Origin of the sequence: Peribacillus faecalis, from assembly GCF_014712675.1 — a bacterium.
GTDB lineage: Bacteria > Bacillota > Bacilli > Bacillales > DSM-1321 > Bacillus_AD > Bacillus_AD faecalis.
Genome location: NZ_JACXSI010000017.1, coordinates 45,477 through 72,251, shown reverse-complemented (window position 1 = coordinate 72,251; position 26,775 = coordinate 45,477). Strand labels below are relative to the sequence as shown.

General features: G+C 39.6%; 25 protein-coding genes, 1 tRNA gene and 1 other annotated feature. Of the genes, 6 read left to right on the top strand and 20 right to left on the bottom strand.

Features of this window, described 5'->3' with window-relative positions; translation table 11 throughout:
- Positions 1 to 158: 158 nt before the first annotated feature.
- The 10 genes from clpX to ilvB form a co-directional block, all read right to left on the bottom strand.
- A complete protein-coding gene (gene clpX / locus IEO70_RS08535; protein WP_190997954.1) occupies positions 159 to 1,421 on the bottom strand; it encodes an ATP-dependent protease ATP-binding subunit ClpX in 1,263 nt (420 codons plus the stop codon).
- Positions 1,422 to 1,970: 549 nt separating this feature from the next.
- A complete protein-coding gene (gene tig / locus IEO70_RS08530; protein ID WP_190997953.1) occupies positions 1,971 to 3,254 on the bottom strand; it encodes a trigger factor in 1,284 nt (427 codons plus the stop codon).
- A gap of 207 nt (positions 3,255 to 3,461) precedes the next feature.
- Positions 3,462 to 4,466, bottom strand: a complete 1,005-nt coding sequence (locus IEO70_RS08525) for a tetratricopeptide repeat protein (protein ID WP_190997952.1) — start codon at positions 4,464 to 4,466, stop codon at positions 3,462 to 3,464.
- 213 nt (positions 4,467 to 4,679) lie between these two features.
- On the bottom strand, positions 4,680 to 5,276 hold the full coding sequence (gene leuD, locus IEO70_RS08520) for a 3-isopropylmalate dehydratase small subunit (RefSeq protein WP_190997951.1): 597 nt from the start codon (positions 5,274 to 5,276) through the stop codon (positions 4,680 to 4,682).
- A 32-nt stretch (positions 5,277 to 5,308) separates the two neighbouring features.
- Positions 5,309 to 6,727: a 3-isopropylmalate dehydratase large subunit gene (gene leuC, locus IEO70_RS08515; RefSeq protein WP_190997950.1), complete on the bottom strand. Its 1,419-nt coding sequence runs from the start codon at positions 6,725 to 6,727 to the stop codon at positions 5,309 to 5,311.
- 102 nt (positions 6,728 to 6,829) lie between these two features.
- Positions 6,830 to 7,942: a 3-isopropylmalate dehydrogenase gene (leuB, locus tag IEO70_RS08510; RefSeq protein ID WP_190997949.1), complete on the bottom strand. Its 1,113-nt coding sequence runs from the start codon at positions 7,940 to 7,942 to the stop codon at positions 6,830 to 6,832.
- A gap of 57 nt (positions 7,943 to 7,999) precedes the next feature.
- Positions 8,000 to 9,532, bottom strand: coding sequence for a 2-isopropylmalate synthase (locus tag IEO70_RS08505; RefSeq protein ID WP_190997948.1), 1,533 nt, complete (start codon positions 9,530 to 9,532; stop codon positions 8,000 to 8,002).
- Positions 9,519 to 10,568 carry a ketol-acid reductoisomerase gene (gene ilvC / locus IEO70_RS08500; protein WP_328820895.1) on the bottom strand — a complete coding sequence of 350 codons (1,050 nt, stop codon included), beginning with the start codon at positions 10,566 to 10,568 and terminating at the stop codon, positions 9,519 to 9,521. The genes IEO70_RS08505 and ilvC overlap by 14 nt, the downstream gene beginning before the upstream one ends.
- Positions 10,569 to 10,726: 158 nt before the next feature.
- Positions 10,727 to 11,245 (bottom strand): acetolactate synthase small subunit, encoded by a 519-nt coding sequence (gene ilvN, locus IEO70_RS08495; protein WP_190997946.1) that lies wholly within the window; start codon positions 11,243 to 11,245, stop codon positions 10,727 to 10,729.
- 2 nt (positions 11,246 to 11,247) lie between these two features.
- Positions 11,248 to 12,957, bottom strand: coding sequence for an acetolactate synthase large subunit (gene ilvB, locus IEO70_RS08490; protein ID WP_190997945.1), 1,710 nt, complete (start codon positions 12,955 to 12,957; stop codon positions 11,248 to 11,250).
- A gap of 100 nt (positions 12,958 to 13,057) precedes the next feature.
- Positions 13,058 to 13,297 (bottom strand) — a binding site (T-box leader).
- A 413-nt stretch (positions 13,298 to 13,710) separates the two neighbouring features.
- Here ilvB and IEO70_RS08485 point away from each other — a divergent pair.
- Complete coding sequence (locus IEO70_RS08485; RefSeq protein WP_190997944.1) at positions 13,711 to 14,724, top strand: YeiH family protein; 1,014 nt, start codon at positions 13,711 to 13,713, stop codon at positions 14,722 to 14,724.
- Between the two features lie 260 nt (positions 14,725 to 14,984).
- On the opposite strand, the gene IEO70_RS08480 is transcribed toward IEO70_RS08485, so the two are convergent.
- Positions 14,985 to 15,185, bottom strand: coding sequence for a cold-shock protein (locus IEO70_RS08480; protein WP_190997943.1), 201 nt, complete (start codon positions 15,183 to 15,185; stop codon positions 14,985 to 14,987).
- Between the two features lie 313 nt (positions 15,186 to 15,498).
- Between IEO70_RS08480 and IEO70_RS08475 the strand changes: the two genes are divergently transcribed.
- Both IEO70_RS08475 and IEO70_RS08470 read left to right on the top strand, forming a co-directional pair.
- Positions 15,499 to 16,047: a cysteine hydrolase family protein gene (locus tag IEO70_RS08475; RefSeq protein WP_190997942.1), complete on the top strand. Its 549-nt coding sequence runs from the start codon at positions 15,499 to 15,501 to the stop codon at positions 16,045 to 16,047.
- Between the two features lie 250 nt (positions 16,048 to 16,297).
- Positions 16,298 to 17,464, top strand: a complete 1,167-nt coding sequence (locus IEO70_RS08470) for a C40 family peptidase (protein WP_190997941.1) — start codon at positions 16,298 to 16,300, stop codon at positions 17,462 to 17,464.
- Between the two features lie 151 nt (positions 17,465 to 17,615).
- Here the strand turns inward: IEO70_RS08470 and IEO70_RS08465 are convergent, their stop codons facing one another.
- On the bottom strand, positions 17,616 to 17,834 hold the full coding sequence (locus IEO70_RS08465) for a hypothetical protein (protein ID WP_190997940.1): 219 nt from the start codon (positions 17,832 to 17,834) through the stop codon (positions 17,616 to 17,618).
- A 206-nt stretch (positions 17,835 to 18,040) separates the two neighbouring features.
- A complete protein-coding gene (locus tag IEO70_RS08460; protein ID WP_190997939.1) occupies positions 18,041 to 19,714 on the bottom strand; it encodes a peptide ABC transporter substrate-binding protein in 1,674 nt (557 codons plus the stop codon).
- Positions 19,715 to 20,229: 515 nt separating this feature from the next.
- On the opposite strand from IEO70_RS08460, the gene IEO70_RS08455 reads away from it, so the two are divergent.
- Positions 20,230 to 20,511 (top strand): cation:dicarboxylate symporter family transporter, encoded by a 282-nt coding sequence (locus tag IEO70_RS08455; RefSeq protein ID WP_407948909.1) that lies wholly within the window; start codon positions 20,230 to 20,232, stop codon positions 20,509 to 20,511.
- Positions 20,512 to 20,703: 192 nt separating this feature from the next.
- On the opposite strand, the gene IEO70_RS08450 is transcribed toward IEO70_RS08455, so the two are convergent.
- The 7 genes from IEO70_RS08450 to IEO70_RS08420 form a co-directional block, all read right to left on the bottom strand.
- Positions 20,704 to 20,777 (bottom strand) — tRNA-Arg (locus IEO70_RS08450).
- A gap of 140 nt (positions 20,778 to 20,917) precedes the next feature.
- Positions 20,918 to 21,433, bottom strand: coding sequence for a metallophosphoesterase (locus IEO70_RS08445; RefSeq protein ID WP_190997938.1), 516 nt, complete (start codon positions 21,431 to 21,433; stop codon positions 20,918 to 20,920).
- Positions 21,434 to 21,449: 16 nt separating this feature from the next.
- Positions 21,450 to 22,043 carry an XTP/dITP diphosphatase gene (locus tag IEO70_RS08440; RefSeq protein ID WP_190997937.1) on the bottom strand — a complete coding sequence of 198 codons (594 nt, stop codon included), beginning with the start codon at positions 22,041 to 22,043 and terminating at the stop codon, positions 21,450 to 21,452.
- Positions 22,040 to 22,795, bottom strand: coding sequence for a ribonuclease PH (gene rph, locus IEO70_RS08435; protein ID WP_190997936.1), 756 nt, complete (start codon positions 22,793 to 22,795; stop codon positions 22,040 to 22,042). The genes IEO70_RS08440 and rph overlap by 4 nt, the downstream gene beginning before the upstream one ends.
- A 102-nt stretch (positions 22,796 to 22,897) precedes the next feature.
- The gene (locus IEO70_RS08430) at positions 22,898 to 23,977 is read right to left on the bottom strand and encodes a GerMN domain-containing protein (RefSeq protein ID WP_190997935.1); all 1,080 of its coding nucleotides are present in this window, start codon (positions 23,975 to 23,977) and stop codon (positions 22,898 to 22,900) included.
- 138 nt (positions 23,978 to 24,115) lie between these two features.
- Positions 24,116 to 24,919: a glutamate racemase gene (gene racE / locus IEO70_RS08425; protein ID WP_190997934.1), complete on the bottom strand. Its 804-nt coding sequence runs from the start codon at positions 24,917 to 24,919 to the stop codon at positions 24,116 to 24,118.
- A gap of 9 nt (positions 24,920 to 24,928) precedes the next feature.
- Entirely contained in the window at positions 24,929 to 25,369 is a 441-nt protein-coding gene (locus IEO70_RS08420; protein WP_190997933.1) for a MarR family winged helix-turn-helix transcriptional regulator, read from the bottom strand.
- Positions 25,370 to 25,800: 431 nt separating this feature from the next.
- Between IEO70_RS08420 and IEO70_RS08415 the strand changes: the two genes are divergently transcribed.
- Positions 25,801 to 25,995 (top strand): hypothetical protein, encoded by a 195-nt coding sequence (locus tag IEO70_RS08415; protein WP_190997932.1) that lies wholly within the window; start codon positions 25,801 to 25,803, stop codon positions 25,993 to 25,995.
- Between the two features lie 26 nt (positions 25,996 to 26,021).
- The gene (locus tag IEO70_RS08410) at positions 26,022 to 26,660 is read left to right on the top strand and encodes a hypothetical protein (RefSeq protein WP_190997931.1); all 639 of its coding nucleotides are present in this window, start codon (positions 26,022 to 26,024) and stop codon (positions 26,658 to 26,660) included.
- Positions 26,661 to 26,775 lie beyond the last annotated feature (115 nt).

The window sequence follows — 26,775 nt, the reverse complement described above, 5'->3', positions numbered from 1 at the left end:
TTCCTTCAGATTCCGCGTCACCACGGACACCCTTGCGTTAAGCTAACTGTTACTTCTGCCTTCACAGCTCGGGACTTTCACCCTATAGATTGCACCCATGCCGGGCGCACTCAAAAAAACCGCCCACTATAAGCGGGCGGTTTTCATTTAACATATTATTAAGCAGATGTCTTTTTCTCAGCGACAATCGTGCCGTCTTTTAAAATCAGCTTCGCTGGTTTATTGTCAGCAACCGTTTCTTTTGTAATGATACATTTTTGAATATCATCACGAGAAGGAAGGTCAAACATAATATCCAGCATAATGCCTTCGATGATAGAACGAAGTCCGCGGGCACCTGTTTTTCTTTCGATTGCTTTTTTTGCAATCTCAACAAGAGCATCTGGTTCAAAGTCTAGCTCAACATCGTCTAATTCAAGCATTTTTTGATATTGTTTTACAAGGGCATTTTTCGGTTTTGTTAAAATTTCAACCAACGCCTCTTCATCAAGCTGCTCTAAGTTCGCAATAACCGGAAGACGTCCGATGAATTCAGGAATTAATCCGAATCTCAACAAATCTTCAGGAAGTACTTTTGAAAGCAATTCTTTATCCGGAACATCACTCTTCTTATTGTCAGCACCAAAACCAATTACTTTTTGGCCAAGTCGGCGTTTGATGATCGGTTCGATTCCGTCAAATGCACCGCCGCAGATGAATAAAATATTCGTTGTATCGATTTGAATGAATTCTTGATGCGGGTGCTTACGTCCGCCTTGCGGTGGCACACTTGCAACTGTTCCTTCAAGAATTTTCAATAGCGCTTGCTGAACCCCTTCGCCTGATACGTCTCGAGTAATAGACGGGTTTTCAGATTTACGAGCTACTTTATCGATTTCGTCGATGTAAATGATACCTTTTTCCGCTTTTTCAACATCATAGTCTGCAGCTTGAATCAGTTTCAGAAGGATGTTTTCAACATCTTCACCTACGTAACCTGCTTCCGTCAACGATGTCGCATCAGCGATTGCAAAAGGAACATTCAGCAATCGAGCTAATGTTTGAGCTAATAATGTTTTACCGCTACCAGTAGGTCCGATTAAACAAATATTACTCTTAGAAAGTTCGACCTCATCGATCTTACTGTTGGAATTGATGCGCTTGTAGTGGTTATAAACCGCTACCGCCAGTGATTTCTTCGCCTGATTTTGGCCGATTACATACTCATCCAGTATGTCTCGGATTTCTTGCGGCTTCGGAACATCTTTAAATTCAACAGCTTCTTCAGTTCCCAGTTCCTCTTCAACGATTTCCGTACATAACTCAATACACTCATCGCAAATATAAACACCAGGACCGGCAACAAGCTTCCTCACTTGTTCCTGTGTTTTACCGCAAAAGGAGCATTTTAAATGCCCTTTCTCGTCATTAAATTTAAACATCACTTTCACCCCTTCAAAATTCTGAATTATGTACAAACTTTTGTTGCTCGTCGATTTGAAATTATGTATTTATAAAGAATACTCTATCCGGGTGAGTTTTTCCTTCTTTTACCACCAGAACCTAAATAGAGGTTTCTTCTTATCAGGTATAGCAAGGGCAGTTTAACACCTGCACAAGACTCCCGTAGCAAGTCTCAAAAGCAGGAGTCTTACTGCCCCCGATTATACTTAATAAAAATAAATCTTATTTGTGTTACATGCTTTTTCTCAATCTGAGCAACAGCCTGCTTCTATATAACACAGCATTTCGTAAAATGTACGCATTCATTTTACATATGTATAATGCCCTGTTCTTGATTGCCTCAAACTCAACAAAAAGAAAGTCTGCAATATGTATATGCTTTAATAAGGATAATCTACACTTATTACGATAAAAAATCAACAAAGAAACCTTTAAAAGAGATATTTCTTTATGTATTTAATTATCCGGTTATACAAAACAAGGCACGAACTGATCGCGCCTTGTTTTTATATAATCACTATTTGAGATTAAGCTTGTTTGCTGTTTTCAACTAGGAAATCAACCGCTTTGCGGATGTTCATGTCAGCTTTGATACCTTCAAGGCTTCCTAGTGCTGCTTTGATTTGTTCAACTTCCATTTTGTACATTTCAGCCATTTTAGCGATTTCAGCATCAACTTCTTCATCAGTTACGTTGATGTTTTCAGCTTTAACGATTGCATCAAGAACTAAGTTCATGCGAACACGTTTTTCAGCGTCTTCTTTCATTTGTCCTTTTAATGCAGCTTCGTCTTGACCAGAGAATTGGAAGTAAAGCTCAAGGTTCATACCTTGCATTTGCAGGCGTTGTTCGAATTCTTTCATCATTTGATCTAATTCGTTTTCAACCATTACTTCAGGAATCACGATTTCAGCGTTTGCAGTTGCTTTTTCAACTACAGCATCGCGTGCTGCGTTTTCAGCTTCATTCTTTTTGCTTTCTTCTAATGATTTCTTAGTTTTTTCCTTTAATTCAGCTAATGTTTCTACTTCTTCATCAGCATCTTTAGCGAACTCGTCGTCAAGTTCAGGAAGTTGTTTTGTTTTCATTTCGTGTAATTTGATTTTGAATACTGCAGGTTTTCCAGCAAGTTCAGCTGCATGGTATTCTTCTGGGAAAGAAACTTCGATGTCTTTTTCTTGACCAGCTTCTAATCCAACTACTTGATCTTCGAAACCAGGGATGAAAGAGTTTGAACCTAATTCTAATGAATAGTTCTCAGCTTTTCCGCCTTCGAATGCTTCTCCATCAACGAAACCTTCAAAATCGATTACAACTGTATCGCCAAGCTCAGCTTTGCCTTCTTCTTTAACAACAAGTTCAGCAAAACGCTCTTGCATACGAGTTAATTCGCTATTTACGTCTTCTTCAGTAACTTCAGTGTTAACTGCTTCTACTTCAAGACCTTTGTATTCGCCTAATTTAACTTCAGGTTTAACTGTAACAGTTGCTTTGAAGATTAGGTTTTTGCCTTTTTCCATTTGCTCTACGTCGATTTCCGGACGATCAACAGGATCGATTCCAGCTTCTTCAACAGCAGCAGCATAAGCTTCTGGAAGAATAAAATCTAAAGCATCTTGATATAACGATTCAACGCCAAAACGTTGCTCGAACAATTGACGAGGCATTTTACCTTTACGGAATCCAGGTACATTAACTTGTTTTACAACCTTTTTGAAAGCAGCGTCTAAACCTTCGTTTACTTTATCTGCTTCTACTTCAACTGTAAGAACCCCACGGTTCTCTTCTAACTTTTCCCATTTTGCAGACATGAGTTTCCCTCCAAGATATCTATAATATAGTAATTTTACTACAGTTTAATATGAGTAATCTCATTATAGCAGTTAACAAAAATAACTAGAAAATAATGGCATTATTTGTAACTACTCTATTACAACCATTCCATTATATCATAGCTTCACTTTCTTTCAACAGCTTAACCTCAAAATTATTATATAGGAGAAATAATCAGGCCATTATTATATAGAGGATATCTCTTCAATATGCTGTAAGTTAGTGATTAACTCCCTGACTTGCCCGCAATCTGCACCGTATTGTTCGGCGACTAGTTCTTCAAGCCCCTCTGCGCCCTGATAAAGTTCCGCTAATGCATGATGAGCAGCCGCCCAGCATTGTGCACTTTCTTTCGGTTCGAACGGGTACAGCAAAAAATGGTGGCGTTCAGTCAGTTGTTGCGCCAGCTCACATAAAGATGGATTTTCGTGAGCAACTTTTTCTTCTAAAAGTAAAATTGTTTTCCTGAAAAATTCATTTTCATGCAAGTCATCTAAATCTGCAGGCACGACCGTTACATGCTTTAAAAATTTCTCAACGTCGCATTCGTCGTGAATTTCCTGCTCTTTCAACAGCATCAGCAGTGTTGTTTTAACAAATGGATGCCCTTCCGGGGATTGTAAATAGTCCTTTATCTCATCTATGTACATTCTAATATTTTCATTTTTTAACTTAGATACGACAATGAGCTGTTCCTGATCAGATTTTGAGAATAAATCTAATTGCTCTTCTGTTGAAGAGAAATCTTCCTCTTCCATTATGATGGACTTTCTATCTTCCGACATGCGTCTGCTGAAGGTCAGCATATTATTAAAGTGCTCTTCCTTATCATACGGAATGTAGCCTTCCTTCGATAATGCCTGTATGGTAGTTTCCATTTCCTCATATTCATTCAGCTGAAGCAGGATCATTAAATACATTTCCATTGTTTTAAAGTAATCTCCCAATCCTTGTCGGAGTATACTTTGACAACGCAATTTTGCTTCCTCATATTTCCCCAGCTCCACAAAAACGACAACCAATCCGAACTGCGCATTGTAAAGCTCGTCATTAAGCGCAATCGCTTCCTCGAAGAAAGCTGCTGCTTCATTAAATTGTTTATTGATAAGAGCATCCATTCCCTTGTCGGCAAATCGTTCCGCAAGTCCCGGAAAAGGAATGACTTTACCCTTTTGTTGATTCTCTTTCATTACTGCATTCCGCCTTGATCCTTCATTTATTGGCATATTCTCATTTCCATAAGCCATTTATTTACCAAACAGTTTAACATGACAGCAGAGACAATACAAAATTGACAGTCTGCTTTCGATTGATTTTCTCCTGAATGTTTTTTTACACTATGTGTCAGGCAATGAAAAAGGCTGCTCAAAGGAATTTTTGAGCAACCTCTTCATTCTACAAACTTAAACTGTTACAGCTTTATTTTTCTTTTCATATTCACTAATATGCCCGTCATATTGCAATGTAATGGAGATTTCATCCCAGCCGTTCACGAGCATTTCTTTCCAGTACGGATGAATGTCAAATGACGCCTGGAAGCCTTTATCGCTTTTAACAACTTGATTCGGCAAATCTACTTCAAGCGCATAACCAGGCACTTGTGCTTCCTCCATCAGCTGCTCCAGCTCCTCTTCCGACAATTTAATAGGAAGAATTCCATTTTTTAAGCAGTTTTGATGAAAAATATCCGCGAATGAAGAAGAGATGACAATTTTAAATCCATAGTCCAATAAAGACCACGGCGCATGCTCACGAGAAGAGCCACATCCAAAGTTATCTCCTGCAATCAGAATCGTTGAATCTTTCACTTCCGGGCGGTTCAATTCGAAATCTTCACGTTCCGTTCCATCATCATTGAAACGCCAATTGTAAAATAAAAATTGACCGAATCCTGTTCTTTCAATGCGTTTTAAAAATTGCTTCGGAATGATTTGGTCTGTATCGACATTAGCACGGTTTAATACGGCTGTTTTCCCTTTATATATCGTAATCGGTTCCATCTTGCACCTCCGAATTTTTTAGATAAAAAGATTTACACTAGTTGCTCTTCTTGGCTTGGCAGTTGGCGTACATCGACAAATCTGCCGAAAATAGCCGCTGCTGCCGCCATTGCCGGGCTTACTAAGTGCGTTCTCGCACCTTGTCCTTGGCGCCCCTCGAAGTTTCGGTTAGAAGTAGAAGCGCAATGTTCCCCTGCAGGAACTTGATCTGGGTTCATCCCGAGACACATGCTGCAACCGGACTCTCGCCACTCAAAGCCTGCATTTTTAAACACGTCCGCCAAGCCTTCTTCCTCAGCTTGCTGTTTCACTTTTTGAGAACCTGGAACGACCATTGCTCTAACATTTTCTTTTACTTTTCTTCCTTTGATAATTTCTGCCGCCGCACGTAAATCTTCAATTCTTGCATTTGTACAAGATCCGATAAATACATGTTGGACTTCAATATTCGTAATAGGGCTGCCTTCTTTTAATCCCATGTAATCCAGCGCTCGAACTAATTCATCCTTTTTTGCCTCTGATGGTTGTTCAGCGATTGTTGGAACCGTTTCCGTCACAGGGCTGCACATTCCAGGGTTTGTTCCCCAGCTGACCATTGGAGAAATGTCCGCTCCGTTAATCGTAATGACCTGATCATAAGTCGCATCTTCATCACTCGCTAAAGCATTCCATTCCTCGACACTGCGCTCGAAATCATCGCCTTTAGGGGCGTACTTTCTACCGCGGATGTAGGAATACGTCGTTTCATCTGGACTGACAAGACCTGCTCTCGCTCCACCTTCAATCGACATATTACATACAGTCATTCTTTCTTCCATTGACATAGAACGGATGACATCTCCACAATACTCCACAACATGTCCTGTACCGAAATTCACGCCAAATTTAGAGATTATATATAAGATTACATCTTTTGCTGTGACCCCTTCACCCAGTTGACCAGTGATTTCAAGTTTTAACGTTTTCGGCTTCGTTTGCCATAATGTTTGAGTAGCAAAAACATGTTCAACCTCGCTTGTACCGATTCCGAAGGCTAAAGCGCCGAACGCTCCGTGTGTTGATGTATGACTATCACCGCAAACAATAGTCATCCCTGGTTGTGTAATGCCAAGCTCCGGTCCGATAACGTGCACGATGCCCTGTTCCGGACTTCCCAAATCTGCTAACTGAATGCCGAAATCTTTACAGTTTTGTTGAAGAGCTTGAAGCTGTTTTCTGGATATTTCATCTTTAATGTTGAATTTATCTATTGTCGGGACGTTATGGTCCATTGTAGCGAATGTTTTATCGGGACGTCTGACTTTTCTCCCTTTCATTCGAAGTCCTTCAAAGGCTTGAGGTGATGTTACCTCATGAATATATTGCATATCGATATAAAGCAAATCCGGTTTATCCGTTTCACTGTGCACAATATGTTTTTCCCAAATTTTTTCAATAATTGACTTACCCATAATTCCCCTCCTTTTTTGTTTTAAAAAGGGGGCTATCCCCAAAGCATATTTCTAAACTTCGGAGAGCCCCAGCTTGTATAGGTTTTATTACAGCTTACTTAATTAAGAATAGGCATTCATAATATTAGAAATAGCCTCTTCATCAAGAATGGTCGCTTTTACTTCTCTCACCATCTCATCTGTCGTTAAAACTTTAGCACCTGGGAATGAAATGTCTTTAGTGCGATATCCCAGCTCTAACACATTATTGACTGCATTTTCGATTACTTCCGCTTCTTTCTCCATTCCGAATGAAAGGCGCAGCATCGATGCCGCCGATAAAATAGTAGCTAAAGGATTTGCGACATTTTGACCGGCAATATCCGGAGCCGATCCATGAATCGGTTCATACAAATGCAAACCTGATTGCGAAAGGCTTGCAGATGGAAGCATTCCTAGCGAACCTGTTAGTACAGACGCTTCGTCGCTTAAAATGTCACCAAACATGTTTTCCGTCACGACAACATCAAATTGCTTCGGATTGCGAATCAGCTGCATTGCCGCATTGTCGACCAGCATGTGCTCCAACTCCACATCCGGAAATTCTTTTGCGACTTCTTCTGCCACTTCACGCCATAGTTTGCTCGATTCCAAAACATTGGCTTTATCTACAGATGTAACCTTCTTCTTTCTGCCGCGAGCGACTTCAAACGCTAATTGAATGATATTCTTCATTTCTTCACGATAGTAGAAAAGCGTATCCACTACCGCTTCCTCACCATTGCGTGTGATTCTTTCACTTGGCTTGCCGAAATAAAGCCCGCCGGTCAATTCACGAACAATCATCAGATCGACACCTTCTATAATGTCAGCTTTTAAAGGTGACGCTTCAGATAAACTGTTGTAATATGTGATTGGGCGCAAATTCGCATAAAGGTCCAGCTCTTTTCGAATTTTCAGTAAACCAATCTCAGGGCGCAAATGCGAAGGATTGTAATCCCATTTTGGACCGCCAACTGCGCCAAGCAAAATCGCATCACTTTTTTTACATTTTTCAATTGTTTCATCAGGCAGCGGAGAGCCAGTTTCATCTATGGCAGAGCCTCCAATCAGTCCGTATTCAAACTGAAAAGAATGTCCGTATCTTTCCGCTACAGCTTTAAGAACCTCCACAGCACCCTTTGTAATTTCCTTCCCAATACCGTCGCCCGGTAAAACTGTAATGACTTTTGTCATACGAACATCTCCTCTTGTTTCAATTCATCATAAAGCAAACATTCCGCCAAGAATTTCTTATATCGATACACTCTCTCGATCCTTCAAGTAGATGACACGATTAACTGCATTTAAATATGCCTTCGCTGATGCTTCGAGCACATCTTGAGCTAAGCCACGTCCTGATGACTCAGTTTCTTTATACTTAATTTTGACAAATACTTGAGCAAGCGCATCTCTGCCGGCGCCAACCGATTGAATGCGATAATCGAGAAGCTTCACTTCTTCACCGATACTCTTTTCAAGCGTATTGTAAATCGCCTCAATGCTTCCCGCTCCTGTTCCGGCTTCCTGAATCATTTCATTATCTCTTCCGGAAAGTGTCACAGTAGCAGTCGGCACTTGGTTCGTTCCATATTGAATTTGGATTGATTTTAAATCGAAGAAGCTTTCATTTTTTGAAAGTTTTTCTTCCAATACAAGCGCCACTAAATCATCATCTGTCATTTCCTTCTTTTTATCAGCAAGTTCCTTGAACGTGATGAATAGCTTCTTCATCTCTTCTTCCGTCACTTCAAGCCCTAACTCTTCAAGACGTGTCTTAAAGGCATGTCTGCCGGAATGCTTTCCAAGGAACATATTGTTCACATTGAAACCTACTAATTCTGGGTTAATAATTTCATAGGTTGTTTTTTCTTTTAATACGCCGTCCTGATGAATGCCAGATTCATGAACATACGCGTTATTTCCGATTACTGCCTTGTTACCTGGCACAACCATTCCTGTTAAACGGCTAATTAAATCGCTTGTTCTTTTAATTTCATTTAACACAATGTCTGTTCCAGCATTGTAATGATCTTTTCTTGTATATAAAGCTAGAATGACTTCTTCAAGTGCTGTATTTCCAGCCCGTTCACCAATTCCATTAAATGTGCCCTCAACTTGTGTAGCACCGGCTAATACCGCCGCTAGTGAATTAGCAGTAGCCATTCCTAAATCATCATGGCAATGAGTAGAAAGCTGCACTTTATCAATAGAAGGAACATTTTCTTTCAAATATTTGAAAATACCTGCGTATTCAATTGGCGTCGTATTGCCAACCGTATCAGGGATATTGATAATTTTTGCACCGGCTTGAATAACTTTCTCTACGATAAAAGCTAAATAATCAAGCTCTGTTCTTGATGCATCCTCAGCCGACCATTGTACGACCGGAAATTTAGAAGCTGCATATTTAACACTTTGCACTGCATTTTCTACCACTTCTTCTTTTGTCATTCGCAATTTATATTGTCTATGAATTGGAGAAGTGGCAATAAACACATGAAGTCTCGGCTCATCACTAACACGCAATGAATCCCAGGCAATATCCATGTCATTTTGTGTCGAGCGGGCTAAACCAGTCACTGAACAACCTTTCACAATTGAGGCAATTTCCTTTACGGAAGCCGCATCGCCAGGTGAAGCGGCTGGAAACCCAGCCTCAATCACATCAACACCTAGACGCTCTAGTTGTCTGGCAATCTCAAGTTTTTCAGTATAGTTAAGGTTTACACCCGGTGATTGTTCACCATCACGAAGAGTCGTGTCAAATATTTTAATTTTTCGCAACTGTCTCCACTTCCTTCTTATTTTGTGGTTGTACGAACGGCATCATTTTACGAAGTTCGCGACCTACAACTTCAATCGGATGCTCATTTTCTCTTCTATTAATAGCTGTAAATTCTGGACGATTCGCTTGGTTCTCAAGGATCCAACCTTTCGCGAAACGACCTTCTTGAATGTCTGTTAAAACATTTTTCATTTCAGCTTTTACTGATTCCGTAATGATGCGTGGCCCCGCTACGAAATCTCCCCATTGAGCTGTATCAGAGATTGAATATCTCATGTTTTCAAGTCCACCTTCATACATAAGGTCAACGATTAATTTCAATTCATGCAAGCACTCGAAGTATGCAAGTTCCGGCTTATAGCCCGCTTCTGTCAATGTTTCAAAACCAGCTTTTACAAGTGCGCTCAAACCGCCGCAAAGAACAGCTTGCTCACCGAATAGATCTGTTTCTGTTTCTTCTCTGAATGTTGTTTCAAGAGCTCCTGCACGAAGTGATCCGATACCGTGCGCATAAGATAAAGCCAATTCTGCCGCTTCACCCGTCACATCTTGATAGATTGCGAATAATGCCGGTACGCCAGCTCCTTGTGTATACGTTCTGCGAACAAGGTGTCCCGGTCCTTTAGGAGCCACTAACAGTACATCTACATCTGCCGGAGGCACGATTTGCGCGAAGTGAACATTGAAGCCGTGCGCGAACATTAATGCTTTGCCAGCTGTAAGACCTTGTTTGATTTCTTCGTTATATACTTTTGGTTGCATTTCATCAGGTAATAAAATTTGAATTACATCAGCTTGTTCTACAGCATCTTTAACAGAGTAAACTTCAAAGCCATCTTCTACTGCTTTATCCCATGAACGGCCTTGACGCAGACCGATGATTACTTTCACTCCGCTGTCACGAAGGTTTTGCGCATGCGCATGGCCTTGTGAGCCGTAACCTACGATTGCAACAGTTTTCCCTTGTAGGTAGTTTGGATTAGCATCATTGTTATAGTACATTTTAGTTGTTGTCATTTTTCTTATCTCCCTTATTATCCGTAATAATTTTTTGTTTTTTAGGACACTGTTATGCGATACTTTTAGATTTACGCTGCTGCGAGCGCATTAAGTGCCACCCTCCGCTGCGATTAAACAAACATATCTCACTTAACCATCCTGATTTATATTAGAGCCTGTTTAAAACAGACACTTTATACAATTGAAAAGTTTGCTGGTATTGAAGAGGTTTTTTGTGATCCTCTTTGGATTGCCGTTGTCCCTGTTCTGGCTAATTCTTTAATTCCGTATGGTCTCAGCAATTCAATCATCGCTTCCACCTTATCTGTTTCACCAGTGATTTGGATAACTAAGCTATCCTTGCTAATATCGATGACTGATGCTCGGAATGGCTCAACAAGCGAATAAATTTCGCCGCGATTTTGAGCGTTAACGCTCACTTTCACAAGAGCAAGCTCTCTAGCAACAATCGCCTGTTCCGTTACATCGATAACTTTAATGACATCGATTTGTTTATTTAACTGCTTCGTGATTTGCTCAAGTATTCTCTCTTCTTCCACGTTTACAACAACCGTCATACGCGAAATGCCTTCCTGCTCCGAATGGCCAACCGTAATACTTTCAATATTGTAATTCCGCTTTGAAAACAAATTGGTAATGCGATTCAGCACTCCCGGACGATTTGTAACCGTTAAAGTTATAATGCCTCTCATCGTTAATACCCCTCCATCTCATGAAGTCCTTTGCCTGGAGCAATCATCGGATATACATTCTCTTTCGCCTCTACCCGCATGTCGATTAAAATCGGCTCCGGACTGGCAAATGCTTCTTTCAACGCTTGCTCAGCTTCCTCGACATTACTTGCCTGGAAAGCTTTAATGTCATAGGCATCTGCCAGCTTCACAAATGACGGCTGACTTGTCAGCAAGCTGTGGGAGTATCTTTCTTTATAGAAAAGCTCCTGCCATTGCCTTACCATTCCCAGCGCATTATTATTTAGAATGATGATTTTTACCGGAAGATTGAGTTCCTTCATAACTCCCATTTCCTGGGATGTCATTTGGAAGCCTCCGTCACCGACTATCGCAACAACTGTTTTATTGCGGTCGGCAAGCTGTGCGCCAATGGCTGCCGGAACACAGAAGCCCATCGTGCCTAAGCCCCCGGAGGTTACCCAAGCATCCGGTTTATTTAAGCTGTAATACTGAGCAGCCCACATTTGGTGCTGACCGACATCAGTCACGACAATTGCGTCACCTTTCGTATATTCATGAATGAGCTCAATAACCTTTTGGGGTTTCAGAGCATCCTGACATTCTCTGTCATAGCGAAGCGGATATTGCTGTTTCCAGCCATCGATTTTTTTCGTCCACTCTTCACATTCCGGCTTTTTGCCTTCCTGCTTAATTAACGCAAGCAATGTCTCCTTCGCATCTCCAACTACTGGGATTGCCGTCGGAACATTTTTGCCGATTTCAGCCGGATCGATATCGATATGTGCGACTGTCGCATTCGGAGCAAATGTTTTTAAGTTCCCTGTAACCCGGTCATCAAATCGGGCTCCGATACTAATAAGCAAATCGCATTCGTATAGCCCCATATTGGCTGCGTATACACCATGCATACCTGCCATTCCGACAAATTGCGGATGGTCTGCTGGGAAACCGCCTAACCCAAGCAATGTGTGAACAACCGGCAAACCTTGCTGCTCAGCATATTCCCTCAACTGCTCAGACGCTTTCGCATGCAATACGCCTGCTCCAGCCAAAATGATTGGTTTCTTCGCGGCACTTACCGCTTCAATCAGTTTCCGGATTTGCAGATGGTTCGGTTTCAGCTTCGGCTGATACCCTGGCAAATGGATAACTGGATCTTCTTCCGCTTCTCCTATTTGAGCTGCCATATCTTTCGGAATATCAATCAGTACCGGACCCGGTCTTCCAGATGAAGCGATGTAAAATGCTTCCTTCATAATCCGTGGAAGATCTTCAACTTTCCTCACTTGATAATTGTGCTTCGTAATCGGTGTAGTGATTCCCAAAACATCAGCTTCTTGGAAAGCATCCGAACCGATAACAGATGTCGCAACCTGACCGGTAATGACGACTAACGGCAAAGAATCAATCATTGCGTCCGCTAAACCTGTAACAATATTGGTAGCTCCAGGACCCGAGGTTGCAATAACCACACCCGGCTTGCCGGTAATTCTCGCATAACCCTCAGCTGCATGAATGGCACCTTGTTCATGACGTGTTAAAATATGATAAATACCCGCATCATATAATGCATCATAAATCGGCAATACAGCACCCCCAGGGTAACCGAAAATTACTTCAACATTTTGATTTTTCAGAGCATTCAATAAATATTGGGCCCCAGACTTTTTAGAAACAGCCTGTTTCTGAGCCGGTATTGTTTGTGTCATTGATTTACCTCCCCCATTATTCACCAATCACTTTAAAGCATTAAAGACAAAAACACACACATAAAAGCCCCTCCACCCACACACGCCTAATAACATTAGACTAAGGGGTGAAGAGGCTTAGAAACCTATCCACGGTACCACCCTTATTCGTACAAATGTACGCACTAGTTCTTATTTTGATAACGAGTGCTGGTTAACACCCGTTCAGCTCTAATCCGCAATCGTTTCAAGCTGACGCTCCGAGGTGAGTTCACTTTATATCGATCATACCGGTTCCCAGCAATCCCGGCTCTCTGTAATGTCAGGCTATAAAGCTACTAGTCCTCTTCAACACTTATTCTATATTCAGTTGCATCTTGTAAATTGATTTTATTGTTGATTATAATACGCTCATTTTAAATGGTAGTCAATAGGAATTTAAAGAAAAGTTTGATAATTTAGATTAGTTTGCATTTTCAGGGCTCACAAACACTTTTAAAATGGGGGTTCGTCAGAAATTACTTGTTTAAAAATAAATTTGTGATTTCTCTATTAGTCGTCATTCATAATTTGACCGGAAGCGGCAAGCACTATCCGACTAATGAGATTCCACTACTAAATGTCACTATATTACAAACGATTATTTCTCCAATAAAATGAAGAGGCAAAGCAGTTTCGAAGATACCCGAAACTGCAGCTAATGAATAAAACCTCCTTAAATGAGCATGATTTTATTATACCAGTATCACTTTTTTCGTTTAAGGAGGACCTTCTTTGTCTAACAACGTACATAAGCCGGTAAATAATATAACCTCGCTAGCCGGCGGTATTGCATTTACATTACTTATATCATTTATTGGATTTCTAATCGCTAAAATACCGGGTTTTTCAATGATTGGGCAAATGGGATGTTCCATTATCCTTGCCGTTATTTACCGGCAAATCTGGGGTTATCCTGAGGGTTTGAATAGAGGAATTACTTTTTCATCGAAAATACTGTTGCGCTTAGCCATCATCCTTTACGGTCTGAAGCTGAACATGTCTGTCTTATTCGCGGAAGGACCTATTTTATTGTTGAAAGATATTATAGTCATTGCATTTTCTATATTGATGATGCTTTGGTTATCCAAGTATTTTAAAGGGAATGATAAAATTTCATTATTGCTCGGGATTGGCACAGGCATTTGTGGAGCAGCAGCCATTGCCGCTGTCGCACCAATTGTGCGATCTGATGATGAAGAAACAGCTATAAGCGTCGGTATTATCGCCTTGATTGGGACCGTGTTTGCAATTGTTTATACATTAATTCGGACGATGCTGCCGATAGATGATATTACGTATGGTGTTTGGGGAGGATTAAGTTTGCACGAACTCGCACATGTTGCTTTAGCTGCAGCTCCGGCTGGCGAAGGCGCATTAGCGATGGCTCTGCTGGCGAAATTGGGGCGTGTGTTCTTCCTTGTGCCGCTTTGTTTTATCTTAATTGCGATCATGAACAGGAAGAATGCAGGAGAGAAAACAAAGCAGAAAGTAGCCTTCCCATACTTTTTGATTGGTTTTATCATTACAAGTCTAATTGGAAGCTATGTGTTCGACATATATATTAATGTGTCTAAAGGTTTTCTTGACGGTATTGCTATTTTCACCACTTGGTGTTTAACGACAGCAATGGTCGGTCTCGGATTGCACATCCATTTGCAGACGTTACGTACAAAAGCGATGAAGCCTTTAATCGCTATGATTATTACATCTTTGCTATTATCCGTATTATCTTATATCATCCTTTAAGTCATATTTAAGGACAATAGCCATACTATAAAATATTGAACTTTTTGTGTGCTCCCCCAAAAAATATTATGAAATATATCGTTCGTATGCTATAATTAATCTACCATTTTATTTTACTTGTAGTTATATTTGCCCTTTCCATTTATTTATGGAGAGGGTTTTTGCATTAGCCCAGTTCCCATTTCCATCATGCATTACTATTTCTTAAAAACACAAAAAAACAGACTCCATAACAGAGTCTGTTTTTCACTTTTGGTTAATTAAGCTTTAACAACGTTAGTAGCTTGAGGTCCGCGTTGACCTTGTTCTACTTCAAAAGTTACACTTTGACCTTCGTCTAAAGATTTGAAACCTTCGCTTTGAATAGCTGAGAAATGTACGAATACATCTTCTCCACCTTCGCGCTCGATGAATCCGAAACCTTTTTCTGCGTTAAACCATTTTACTTTACCTTGTTCCATGTTTGTTGCCTCCTAGTGTGTTATCCACACAATGTAATACTATCCTTGCTCAAATCTATAGACGAAGCTACCAAAAGTCACTTATCAATCTAAACCGAACAAAAATAATTCTTTTTTAGCTTAACAGATATTTCTTAAAAACGCAAGAATATCAAATAAGATATTTATTCAATTTGAAAAAAACGGATAATTTTTAGACTTTTCTTCCTCTTCCGATCTATGCACAATCTTCATCCGCCTTGTATTCACTCATTTATTTGACTATATTTTATATAACAATTATTTTATTTTTGAGAGAAGGAGAGAAGTAATTATGACAAGAGCTTTAATCAATATTGATTATACAGTCGACTTCGTTGCAGATCACGGCGCTTTAACTTGTGGAAAACCCGGACAGGATATCGAGGACCGAATTGTATCAATAACAGAACAATTTTTTCAAAATGGCGAATACATAGTGTTTGCAATTGATCTTCATAAAGAAAATGACTCTTTCCATCCGGAAACGAAGCTATTCCCTCCTCATAATATCGAAGGTACAGCCGGAAGAAACTTATTTGGAAAACTCGAAAATTATTATAAACAAATTGCAAACCATCCGAATGTTTATTGGATGGATAAAACACGCTACTCCGCCTTCGCAGGCACTGACTTGGAGATTAAATTACGCGAAAGAGGCATTGAAGAAGTACATTTAGTCGGAGTTTGCACTGATATTTGCGTTTTGCATACAGCGGTTGATGCTTATAATAAAGGCTTTAAGATTGTCATTCATTCTGATGCTGTCGCAAGCTTCAATCCTGCCGGCCATGAATGGGCATTAGAACATTTCAAAAGCTCACTAGGTGCAACTATTAAATAGACTATATACCCATGAAGCGATTAGATTTTTCACAGAAATCCTATCGCTTTTTTTGTTTCTATTATTTCTAATAGCATAGTTATATTACAAAAGTGTTACAAAACGCCCCAAACTATTACAACTACTTTAAATAAGACGCTATTGCCTTGTTTTCAACACCATATAACAATAAAATAAATCTAGTAAACTTACATTACTTACATATTACATGAATGAATAAATAAATAAAAAGCGAATTGGAGATAATACAATGATCAAAACAACTGCAAAAAAAATCGCAGCTGCGTCGTTAAGTTTAGCTTTACTTTTCCAAGCAACACCTTCATTTGCCACTCCTACATACGATGAACAAATCGAAACATTAGAAACAAAAATAAGACAATACGATAATCAAATTATCGAGTCCTTAGCAAGAATAGAGACCTTAAACGCAGAAGTGAAAGAAGCTGAAGCACGCGTTGAAGAAACGAAAGCTGAGATTGCCAAAACAGAAGAATCATATAATCGTACGGTAGAACTTTCAAAAGAACGTATCACGAATATTCAAGCGAATGGTTCAGCACAATCTAACTTTATAGAAGTGCTTTTAACTTCTGAAGGCATTTCTGACTTCGTTCAAAAAACAACTGCTTTAATTCAAATCATGACATCTGACCAAGAGTTAGCTGCTACATTAGAAACAAAGCAAGAAGAATTAGAATCATTAGAAGCTAGCTTGAAAGCTGACCTTGCTTTAATTGAAGAAAATAAGGCTGAAGCAATTGCAAAACAAGAAGAAATCGAAAAAAATAAAGCAACAGTTCAAACTGAGCTTCAAAACGTCGAAGCTTCTAAAGCTGCAGAAGAAGAAGCTGCACGTCAAGCCGAATTAGCACGTCAACAAGCTGAAGCAGCAACTGCCGCTGCGGCAACTAATAATGCGACTAGCACAGAGACAACAACTAATACGACTACTGCAACAAACAGTCCAAGTTCAAATAGCTCAAATAGCTCAAATAGCTCAAGCAGCACACCAACAACAACAACGACTAACAAAACTGAAGTAGCGACTTCAACAAACATTTCCGCTTCAGCTTCAGCAATTATTGCAGAAGCGAAAAAATACTTAGGAACTCCATATGTATGGGGCGGTTCTACACCAAGCGGATTTGATTGCTCAGGCTTCACAAGCTACGTTTTCAAAAAAGCCGGAATCAGTTTACCTAGAACATCAAGAGCGCAACAAAATGTCGGCACACAAGTTTCATTAAGCAACGTTCAACCAGGTGATTTAGTATTCATGGGTAAACCTGCTTATCATGTAGGTATTTATATCGGAGGAGGCCAATGGATTCACGCTCCTCAAACTGGCGATGTTGTAAAAATCGCTTCATTTAATCCATCTAAGTTTTCTAGTGCAACTAGGGTGTTAAGATAATAGTACCCATCGCCTGAAAGCTTCAAACATAAAAAGGCTGAAACGAAAGGTTATATAACTTTTTGTTTCAGCCTTTTCTATATTTATTACAACAAAAAAATGTCTTAGGCTAATTAAACCTAAGACACTATCATAATCATATTTGTAAAAATCAGTTCACTAACTCATAGTCTTCAACATCATGCAACTCTTCTACTTTAATTCCCAAGAAAGTAATCTTCGAAGGATCAGCAGCAGATAGGCTGATATAGCCTGCTTGCTTCAATTCAACTAATAAATCGCTATTCAGTTTGATTGCTTTTGGATAAGAACCCGTTTTATTCAAACAGTTAAATATATCTTTTCTGATTTCATCATATTGCATCATCATCGCCACCACCACTAAATCTTTTGTATTTAAAATCAAAGATAGTATAGTTTTTTTGGAAAGCGATTTCAATATGATAATACCAACTGTTGCCGAACATTCAATTCGACTTAACAGTTTCCCCTCACTTCACGGCAACTGTGAATTTTTATACAAAAATGCAATTCAAAAAGAGCCTCTCAATTTCTGAGAGGCCCCTTTTTTAAGGATTACTTGTTGATTGTAATATATTTGTAGCTATATTCAGTACCTACTGAGTGATGAGTGAATCCATCTACATAGTCAGCAACTAAAATGTTATAAGACTGTTGGAAAATTGGCGCTACCGCTGCATCTTCTTCCAGCACAATCTTCTCTGCTTCTTGTAGATAAGACCATTTTTCAGCTGTATCAGTTGTTTGTTCCGCTTTAGCGATTAACTCGTCATATGCCGGATCAGAATAGCTCATATTGTTGTTTTCTCCATCCGTTACCCATAAATCAGAGAAACTGATTGGATCTAAGTAGTCAGGAGCCCAGCCTGAGTTTACGATATCATATTCCTGAGAAATTTCACGATCAATCCGAATAGCAAATGGCACATCAGAAATTTCAATTGTTAAACCTTCTAGATTAGTCTCTAATTGACTTTTTAAATATTGGTCTACCTTTTTCGCTTCTTCTGTATCAGAACCTAATAGAGATAAAGTAATTTCAGTTACACCTAATTCTTTTAGTCCTTGTTGCCAATATTCTTTCGCTTTTTCTGCGTCAAAAGTCAGCAAGTCACCGTTAGCGTCACGGAAGTCTTTGCCGTTTTCGTCTTTCACGAAGTCTGCAGGTACAACATAGTTAGCTGCAACTGAACCGTTATTTAGAACATCTGCAACTAAGTCATCTTTATTGAATGCTGTTGCGATTGCTCGACGAATATTTTCGTTCGCTAAGTATTCATTGTCTTGATTTATTTTCAGCCAAGATAGACGTGGATCTAACCAGCTTACTAACCGCTCATCACCTTCATATTGAGGAACGATGTCAGATGAAAGTTTGCTTGTAATATCTACTTCTCCTGATTCAAATGCGTTGACTGCTGCTTGAGAATCTTTCGCTACGTTAAAAGTGATTTTTGTTAAACTTACTGAATCTGCATCATAGTATTTTTCATTTTTCTCAACTGTCCATTCTGTAGCAGTTGAACCGCCCCATGATGACATTTTGAAAGGGCCGTTTGATAAAAGTGTTTCAGCTGAAGTCGCATAGTCTTCACCTTGTTCTTCAACGAACTCTTCATTTTGTGGCAAGAATGTACCGAATGCCATTAAGCCTTTAAAGAAGTCAACTGTCATAACTGCAGATGTTTTAACAACCAATGTTTTGTCATCAACCGCTTCAACACCTAACATATTTAAATCGTACGCTTTGCCAGCTGCTGCCGCCTCAGTGATTTCTTCAGCTCCCGCAATTTTACCGCCCATCATGTATGGACCATATGTAGAAGCTGTTTCAGGGTCAATTGCTCTTTGCCATGCATATACAAAGTCTTGCGCAGTAACCGGATCGCCATTCGACCATACTGCATCTTCTTTCAATTTTACTGTGAATTCTGTACCCTCTGCATTTACTTCCGGTTCCCCATCCGCTACTGCAGGTACAATATTATTATCTTGGTCAAGCCCGTATAATCCTTCATTAACATTGTTTAACATTGTAAATGATGTAGCGTCTGTCGCCATAACGCTGTCCATCGTCGGAATTTCTGAAGACATTAACACTCTTAATTCTTGAGCAGATGACTTTTCATCTCCGCTGCTTTTTTCGCTGTCGTTGCCACCGCATCCATATGCAAAAGCACTGATTATAAGGATGAAGGCTAATAATGTTGATAATTTCGCTTTCTTCAACTTGATGCACTCCTTTTATTTTGTGTCTAGCACTGCTGCCAAATAAACTATATTAACAAAAGTATCAGTAACCTAAATCTCTTTACGGATTCTAGTTAAATAGTAGTTTTTGATATAGTAACATAATTCTGAAATTTTTTAAAATAATATTTATTCACTTTGTGGTATTTTTAAAAATAACTGATAATTCAATTACGTTTAAAAGGCGTCATTACAACATTTCAAGGCATAAAAAAACATCCATCTGTAAATGAATGTATCTTTACTATTTTATCGCTATATATTAATTAATCGGATGACCGATTCTGACATACTCAATAACGATTTTAACTTTGCTTCGCTTCTGTAAATAATCCAAACACCTTCCCTGAGGTCACTCGCGCAAGACCGACTCCATTAGCTATTTCTTCCGCTGAAATCGGAATTGTCTGTCCTTCTATGAAAGAGACTATTTTTTCCTGATGCCATTATCCTCAATTAATATAAAAAGTGCCTCATCATCCTGATTTATGCTAATATACACTTTCTTAACATCTCTATTAACCTCCTGCAAAGCATCAAATGCAATATGGCAACAGATTACTTTACTTGAAATTTTAATGCTGACATCTAGCTGCGCAGCCGGTATTACCGGAACAGGCTTCATTACGCTTGCAGCAGCTTTAGCGGCATTCCCGATGATCCCTGTTGAAGAAATTGCGCTATTGATTGGTGTTGACCGCTTTATGTCTGAAGCGCTTGCTATCACAAACATTATCGGTAACAGCGTTGCAACAGTTGTTGTAGCTAAAATGTAAAAAGAGTTCGATCCTGAAGCAGAGAAGCTTGCGTTGCAAAAGAATGCTGCATAAAATTTATATGTAATTAACAAAAGCTCTGTAGTTTTACATTTACTACAGAGCTTTTTTAGTTTGTCCCGCTATCAGTTACATTCTGCAAAAAACAAAACAGCCTAACCCCTCAAGCAGGAATTAGGCTGTCTTCAGAAGCGTCCTGGGAGGGATTCGAACCCCCGACCGACGGCTTAGAAGGCCGTTGCTCTATCCAGCTGAGCTACCAGGACATTATTTAAATTTTTTCTATCCATTTTCTTAAGGACAATTCTTATTATAGTAACATAACAAGGTAAAGTCAATACATTTTCGAAAACTTTTTTTTATAATTAGCAGAGATTTTACTCCCTGCTAATTATTATACATGATTTCAATTCATTTGGTAAGAAGCTGATAAATTTTTTAAGAAATGCCCTTCATCGTCATAAACTTGGACATCTACTTGCTTATCCTTCAAATCAAGGATGGCATACGTTTTTTCCTTACGGCCGCGCGGCAACAGAATACTTCCCGGATTGATGTATAGCACCTTATCTTCTCCCATTGCGTTGCCTACATGATGCGTATGGCCAAAGAGGACAATATTTGCACCTGTTTCTTCGGCTTTATACGAAAGGCTTTGCAAAGTCATGCGCACATTATACAAGTGACCATGCGTAATAAAGAAGCGATAACCGCCTAAATCACGAATTGACTCATTGGGAAAATTCGAATCATAATCGCAGTTACCTCTTACATAAATGAAATTTTCCAAGACGGAGTCATCATGCTGAAGCTCGGAGTCTCCGCAATGAATCATCGCATCTACTTCATGCTCATACTGTTCTTTTAAACGCAATAATGCCTGACGGTCTCCATGAGAATCACTGACAACTAGGATTTTCATATTAAACATCTTCTTTCTATAAAAGTGTAGGCAATAATTCTTTAAGTTTTTTCAATGCATTAGCACGATGGCTGATTGCATTTTTTTCTTCTGGCTTCAATTCCGCCATCATTTTCCCTAAAGTCGGCACATAGAATACCGGATCATAACCGAATCCATTTTCACCTTGACGTGCATTAGCGATGCGTCCTTCAACAGTTCCGGAAACTGTAATCGTTTCTTGACCTGGGATAGCTACAGCCAATGCGCAATAGAAACGGGCTGTCCGTTTTTCTTCCGGCACACCTTTCAATTCTTCCAACACTTTGTCAATATTATCATCATCATTTTTCTGTTCACCTGCATAGCGTGCAGAATAAACACCCGGTCTGCCATCAAGCGCATCAATCATTAAGCCGGAATCATCCGAAATGACCATTGTATTGAACTGTTCGCAAAGAGCCTCCGCTTTCAAAATTGCATTTTCTTCAAATGTCGATCCTGTTTCCTCTACGTCTGTCGCACCTTCTAAATCATGCAATGTTAAAACATCATAACCCAGCGGAGAGAATAGTGTCGCAAACTCTCTCGCCTTCCCTTTATTACCTGTTGCTATAATGATTTTCTTCACTTTGAACTTCCCCCATTTTGAATTAACTGAGCTGTTTCTTTTAATGCATCCTTTTGGATTGCAAAAAGTTCTTTCATGCCTTCAGATGCCAAACCTAGCATCTCTTGCAGTTGGCTATATGTAAAAGTCGCTTCTTCTCCTGTGCCTTGCAGCTCTACAAACTCACCATTTCCTGTCATAATGACATTCATATCCACTAAAGCTTGAGAATCTTCTACGTAGTTTAAGTCAAGAACAGCTCCATGACTTTCAATCATACCTACGCTTGTTGCAGCTAAGTAATCTTTTACAGGAAAAACAGACAAGTTCTTTTCTTTGTACATTTTTTCAAAAGCCAAAGTCATCGCCACAAACGCTCCCGTAATAGACGCTGTACGTGTGCCTCCATCAGCTTGAATAACATCACAGTCTACCCAAACTGTACGTTCGCCCATTGCTTCTAAATCGACTACTGCTCGCAGTGCTCGTCCAATTAAGCGCTGGATTTCCATTGTGCGTCCTGTAATTTTCCCTTTTGCTGCTTCACGAATATTTCGTTGCTCAGTTGCTGCAGGCAGCATCGAGTATTCAGCCGTAACCCAGCCTTTGCCTTGTCCTCTCATAAAAGGTGGCACACGGTCATCAATTGTAGCTGTACATATTACTTTCGTGTCTCCTACCGTAATTAATACAGAACCTGCCGGATGCTTAATATAACCCGTTTCTATTTGAATTGGTCGTAATTGATTATTTACTCTTCCATCATGGCGCATATGTATTCCTCCTCTAAGAAATGTTAGCTCAATAAATAAGAGGCGGCTAATCGGATAGCCTACCTCTATATGACTATTATTTAGTATAACAAATATTTCTCTTTACAAACTACTGCGGTTTACTTTTTCCGGACGATTTACCGGCGCTGACAGCTCTTTTCCATCCTCAGTCACAAGCGACGCTTTACCATTCACCAACACTTCTACACTTTCGATTCCTTTTTGCTCAGTCAATGACAGAACAAGCACATCAATCAAACTTTGAGAAACTATATTTTCATCAAAACTTCCATAAATATTTTCGTTGAAGTTCAAAGATATTTTAGCTTCTTTTTTATCTATTTTAGGTTCAGTAAGCAAAGCCACATCAGGCATAAACTCTGTCAGCAGCTTAGAGGATGATCCCGGACCTTTGACCAGCTCCTTCACAACAGCCGACACCATATCATTTCCTTTCACATCTACCCTCTTCGTCACCGGCACGTAATAATAGTTGCTATCATCTCCACCTAAGTAATACAATGTCATAGCTGTTGAATTGGTAATATCGACTGTGCTGGATGTATCAATATTAATACCGTTTGCTCTTGTAAGGTTTTCTGAGATCGGTGTTTTATTGACAGGCATTTCCTTCAGCTCATGTCCGTTCATTTGCAGCTTAACTGTTTCTACAGAATCAAATTGCGTTAATGTCCAAGTGACTGCCTGAAGGATTTTCAGTTCATCTTCGCTGTTATAGTTAGCGAACTCTTTTGAGAAATCAACCGTTGCCTTACCATCTTTAATGTCTACATCAACTTGCGTGCCTGCCGGTAAAACGGCTCTGAAACCGTTAGGCAAAAGATCGGTTACAGGTCCGTCTGCCACTAAGTGTTCCAATGCTTGTTTAGCGACCCCCTGCTGACTAGGCAAGGCTATCGTCTGTGGAACGACATACCCATTTTTATCAATTAAATATAACTCAGTCATCACACTTTGGTCTGCTGTTTCTTTCGAATCTGACACATCCTTGTCTTCAGTCTCAACACCACTTTCTTCAAGTGCCGATTCATCCTCGATAATGGACTCCGACTGAGGTGGATCGATTTCCTGATTGCCTCCCTTCAGCAGACCGCATCCCCCAAGTATGATAGCAAATGACAACAATACTATAAAAAAAGGCATGCTTTTACGTTTAAACATCTTATTTTCCCTCCAATATGGTTTGTACTACTATGTATACGAGCCCTACGGAAAAATAGACTAACAAATATCGAAAAAACAGAACCGGTCCTTTTTCGTCAAAAATAAAAACGGCCGAAAAGTATTCAGCCGTTTTTATCAATGTTCATCCAATTTAATCGCGCTCACATTTTCGACGCATGAGCCAAGCCAGGATGTCGCAATTCTTTTAAATATTTCTTTTGAGCCTGTCGTATAAAAATGATGGACAGGCTTTTCAGCATGTTTATTCAGTAAACCTTGATACTCAAGAATGACACTTGTCTCCCGGGCGGTTTCATCGCCTGAAGAAATTACTTTCACATGTTTTCCCATCGTTGACGCAATAATAGGCCCCAGAAGCGGATAATGAGTGCATCCTAATATAATCGTATCAATGCCCGTAATCTTTAGCGGCTGCAATGATTCAGCCACCACTTTCTTTGCTAGCGCACTGTTGTACTCACCGCTCTCCACAACCGGAACAAACTTCGGACAGGCTATGCTCGTTACATGCACTTGTTCATTGATATCATGAAGCGCTGCAGCGTATGCTCTGCTTCGCACCGTTCCTTCCGTTCCAATCACACCGATTCTCAACTGTTTGGAATGCTTAATAGCAGCCCTTGCTCCGGGCTGGATAACACCCAAAACAGGAATCGGCAAAGCCTGTTTGATTTCCTCTAACGCTACTGCAGTTGCTGTGTTACATGCAATAATCAGCATTTTAATCTTTTTCTTCAATAGAAACTTCGTCAGTTCCCACGTAAACTGCTGTACTTCTTCCTTCGTCCTCGGTCCGTATGGACATCTGGCATTATCGCCTAAATATATAACTGACTCATTCGGCAGCTGACGCATAATCTCTTTCACAACGGTCAATCCGCCGACGCCCGAGTCAATGATCCCAATTGCCTGTTTCAAAAAATCGCCTCAATCTTCCTTCATTTCATGATGCAGTTTCTGCAAATTGTTGTTTAAAGACAGAATTTCATCCTCGCTGTAATTTGTTAAAACATTTTTCAAGTAGGATTGTCTTTTTTCAATTACTTCATCTATTATACGCTTTCCTTCTTCAAGCAAGTGTATTTGTACCACTCTGCGGTCATGCTCAGCTTTTACACGTTGAACTAAATTATTTTTCTCCATCCGGTCCACTAAATCTGTCGTCGTGCTGCAAGCTAAATACATTTTTGAAGAAAGCTCTCCAATTGTCATATCACCATCTTCAAGAAGCCATTGAAGAGCGATGAACTGAGGAGGAGTAATCGGATAGTTATTCAATATTTCTCGTCCTTTTTGCTTTACCAGTGCCGATATGTAACGAAGTTCTTTTTCAATTGACGCTACTTGTTCTTGATTAATGGTAGACATATGCACAACTCCTGATTCATTCTTATGCAATATTATCTAATATTTTCATGAAAAAGAAAAGCAATTTCACCCTTCCATATCTCCTCATAAGTGAGAGTTATGAGGAGTTTTGTTAAACAACACTAACATCTTCTGAAGGAACCTCGGGAATCAAAGAGGATAGAAGTGCAATAAAAGGTCTTTTTTCACATTTACCACATTTCGGTTATTTAGTAGCATTCTTGTATAGGCAATAAAGATAATCTTGAAGAAAGGAACTTTTGAGATGAGCAATGAGATTAAAGTCAAATTTGCTGTTGTTGAAAAAGTACTGATATAAAACCAGGCAACAAGTTCACATTGACTGCCGGCAATTCATGAAAAGCAAGTTCGCGCTATTCAAATACAATCGCAAACGCGATTCATAAAATACAAAAAGCGCAGGCACGGTTATGGATTTTGATGCAGCAGCCGGTGCAAAAATCGGCGGAACACTTGGAGCTGCTTTAAGTGCCGGCGACGGCTCCGACAGCTCCACCTGCAACAATGCCTACCGGACCGCAACAGAAATTGTAGGCAAAACGGTCAATAAAATAGAAGAAGGAGTCGGGAAGGCTTTCAAATCTATAGGCAGCTGGTTTAAATGACTTCATTCTTAACGGAGGATAAATATATGGAAAACACTTTCACTTTTACTGCAGAAGAGTTAATTGTCATGTTATCTGTTGCCGGTTTTGATGAAGAAGCAAAATCTTCGGTCGAGAATGCTTCTATATCGACCGGCACAAAGGAATTAGAAGTAATGTTTAAGTCAACTATAGCTCGATTGAAAATGAAAGGCATTTGGGACAAAGAAAAAGAAGAGCAAGAAATCAACCCTTTAGCCGATGAGGTCATTTCCTTCCTGGAAATATACGCAAACACCCGATTTTTGATTAGAGCAACACACGAAGAACAAAAAGCTCTGCTTATCTTTCATTATATTGATTTTGATAAATGGCTCTATCACTATGTAGAAGAAAACAGCATCCAACGTTTTACTTTTATATCCGAAAAAAACATCCCGAATCACATCAAAAATTTCTATAACTTCCAGACAAATTGGACTACCGATTCCAATTTATCCTTTTCGCTGACTGATCATCAATTTGATTCTTTGAAAAAGCCAAAAAACGTTAAAAAAATCAAGAGTGAATTAGAAGGTCTCGATTTAGAGGCTTTTTCCGTATTTCAGAAAGGCTTAATCGCTCAATGGGATAAAACGGAAAATATATCTGTTTTCTACATTAATGAAAAAAACAATTACTTTTAGAAAATATAGGCTTTATCTTCCTTTCCAATCAAGGTATTTGGCTTACCCAATATGAACCGGAATCCAGGACCCCTGTCCATGTCAAACTGGCAAGCGCACAAGAATGGGATGAATA

What these genes read in the sequence shown, in the direction of transcription:
- clpX (WP_190997954.1), bottom strand. Translation starts at nt 1,421, where the DNA reads ATGTTTAAATTTAATGACGAGAAAGGGCATTTAAAATGCTCCTTTTGC.
- tig (WP_190997953.1), bottom strand. Translation starts at nt 3,254, where the DNA reads ATGTCTGCAAAATGGGAAAAGTTAGAAGAGAACCGTGGGGTTCTTACA.
- IEO70_RS08525 (WP_190997952.1), bottom strand. Translation starts at nt 4,466, where the DNA reads ATGAAAGAGAATCAACAAAAGGGTAAAGTCATTCCTTTTCCGGGACTT.
- leuD (WP_190997951.1), bottom strand. Translation starts at nt 5,276, where the DNA reads ATGGAACCGATTACGATATATAAAGGGAAAACAGCCGTATTAAACCGT.
- leuC (WP_190997950.1), bottom strand. Translation starts at nt 6,727, where the DNA reads ATGGGTAAGTCAATTATTGAAAAAATTTGGGAAAAACATATTGTGCAC.
- leuB (WP_190997949.1), bottom strand. Translation starts at nt 7,942, where the DNA reads ATGACAAAAGTCATTACAGTTTTACCGGGCGACGGTATTGGGAAGGAA.
- ilvN (WP_190997946.1), bottom strand. Translation starts at nt 11,245, where the DNA reads ATGAGAGGCATTATAACTTTAACGGTTACAAATCGTCCGGGAGTGCTG.
- ilvB (WP_190997945.1), bottom strand. Translation starts at nt 12,957, where the DNA reads ATGACACAAACAATACCGGCTCAGAAACAGGCTGTTTCTAAAAAGTCT.
- IEO70_RS08480 (WP_190997943.1), bottom strand. Translation starts at nt 15,185, where the DNA reads ATGGAACAAGGTAAAGTAAAATGGTTTAACGCAGAAAAAGGTTTCGGA.
- IEO70_RS08475 (WP_190997942.1), top strand. Translation starts at nt 15,499, where the DNA reads ATGACAAGAGCTTTAATCAATATTGATTATACAGTCGACTTCGTTGCA.
- IEO70_RS08470 (WP_190997941.1), top strand. Translation starts at nt 16,298, where the DNA reads ATGATCAAAACAACTGCAAAAAAAATCGCAGCTGCGTCGTTAAGTTTA.
- IEO70_RS08465 (WP_190997940.1), bottom strand. Translation starts at nt 17,834, where the DNA reads ATGATGATGCAATATGATGAAATCAGAAAAGATATATTTAACTGTTTG.
- IEO70_RS08445 (WP_190997938.1), bottom strand. Translation starts at nt 21,433, where the DNA reads ATGAAAATCCTAGTTGTCAGTGATTCTCATGGAGACCGTCAGGCATTA.
- rph (WP_190997936.1), bottom strand. Translation starts at nt 22,795, where the DNA reads ATGCGCCATGATGGAAGAGTAAATAATCAATTACGACCAATTCAAATA.
- IEO70_RS08430 (WP_190997935.1), bottom strand. Translation starts at nt 23,977, where the DNA reads ATGTTTAAACGTAAAAGCATGCCTTTTTTTATAGTATTGTTGTCATTT.
- IEO70_RS08420 (WP_190997933.1), bottom strand. Translation starts at nt 25,369, where the DNA reads ATGTCTACCATTAATCAAGAACAAGTAGCGTCAATTGAAAAAGAACTT.
- IEO70_RS08415 (WP_190997932.1), top strand. Translation starts at nt 25,801, where the DNA reads ATGGATTTTGATGCAGCAGCCGGTGCAAAAATCGGCGGAACACTTGGA.
- IEO70_RS08410 (WP_190997931.1), top strand. Translation starts at nt 26,022, where the DNA reads ATGGAAAACACTTTCACTTTTACTGCAGAAGAGTTAATTGTCATGTTA.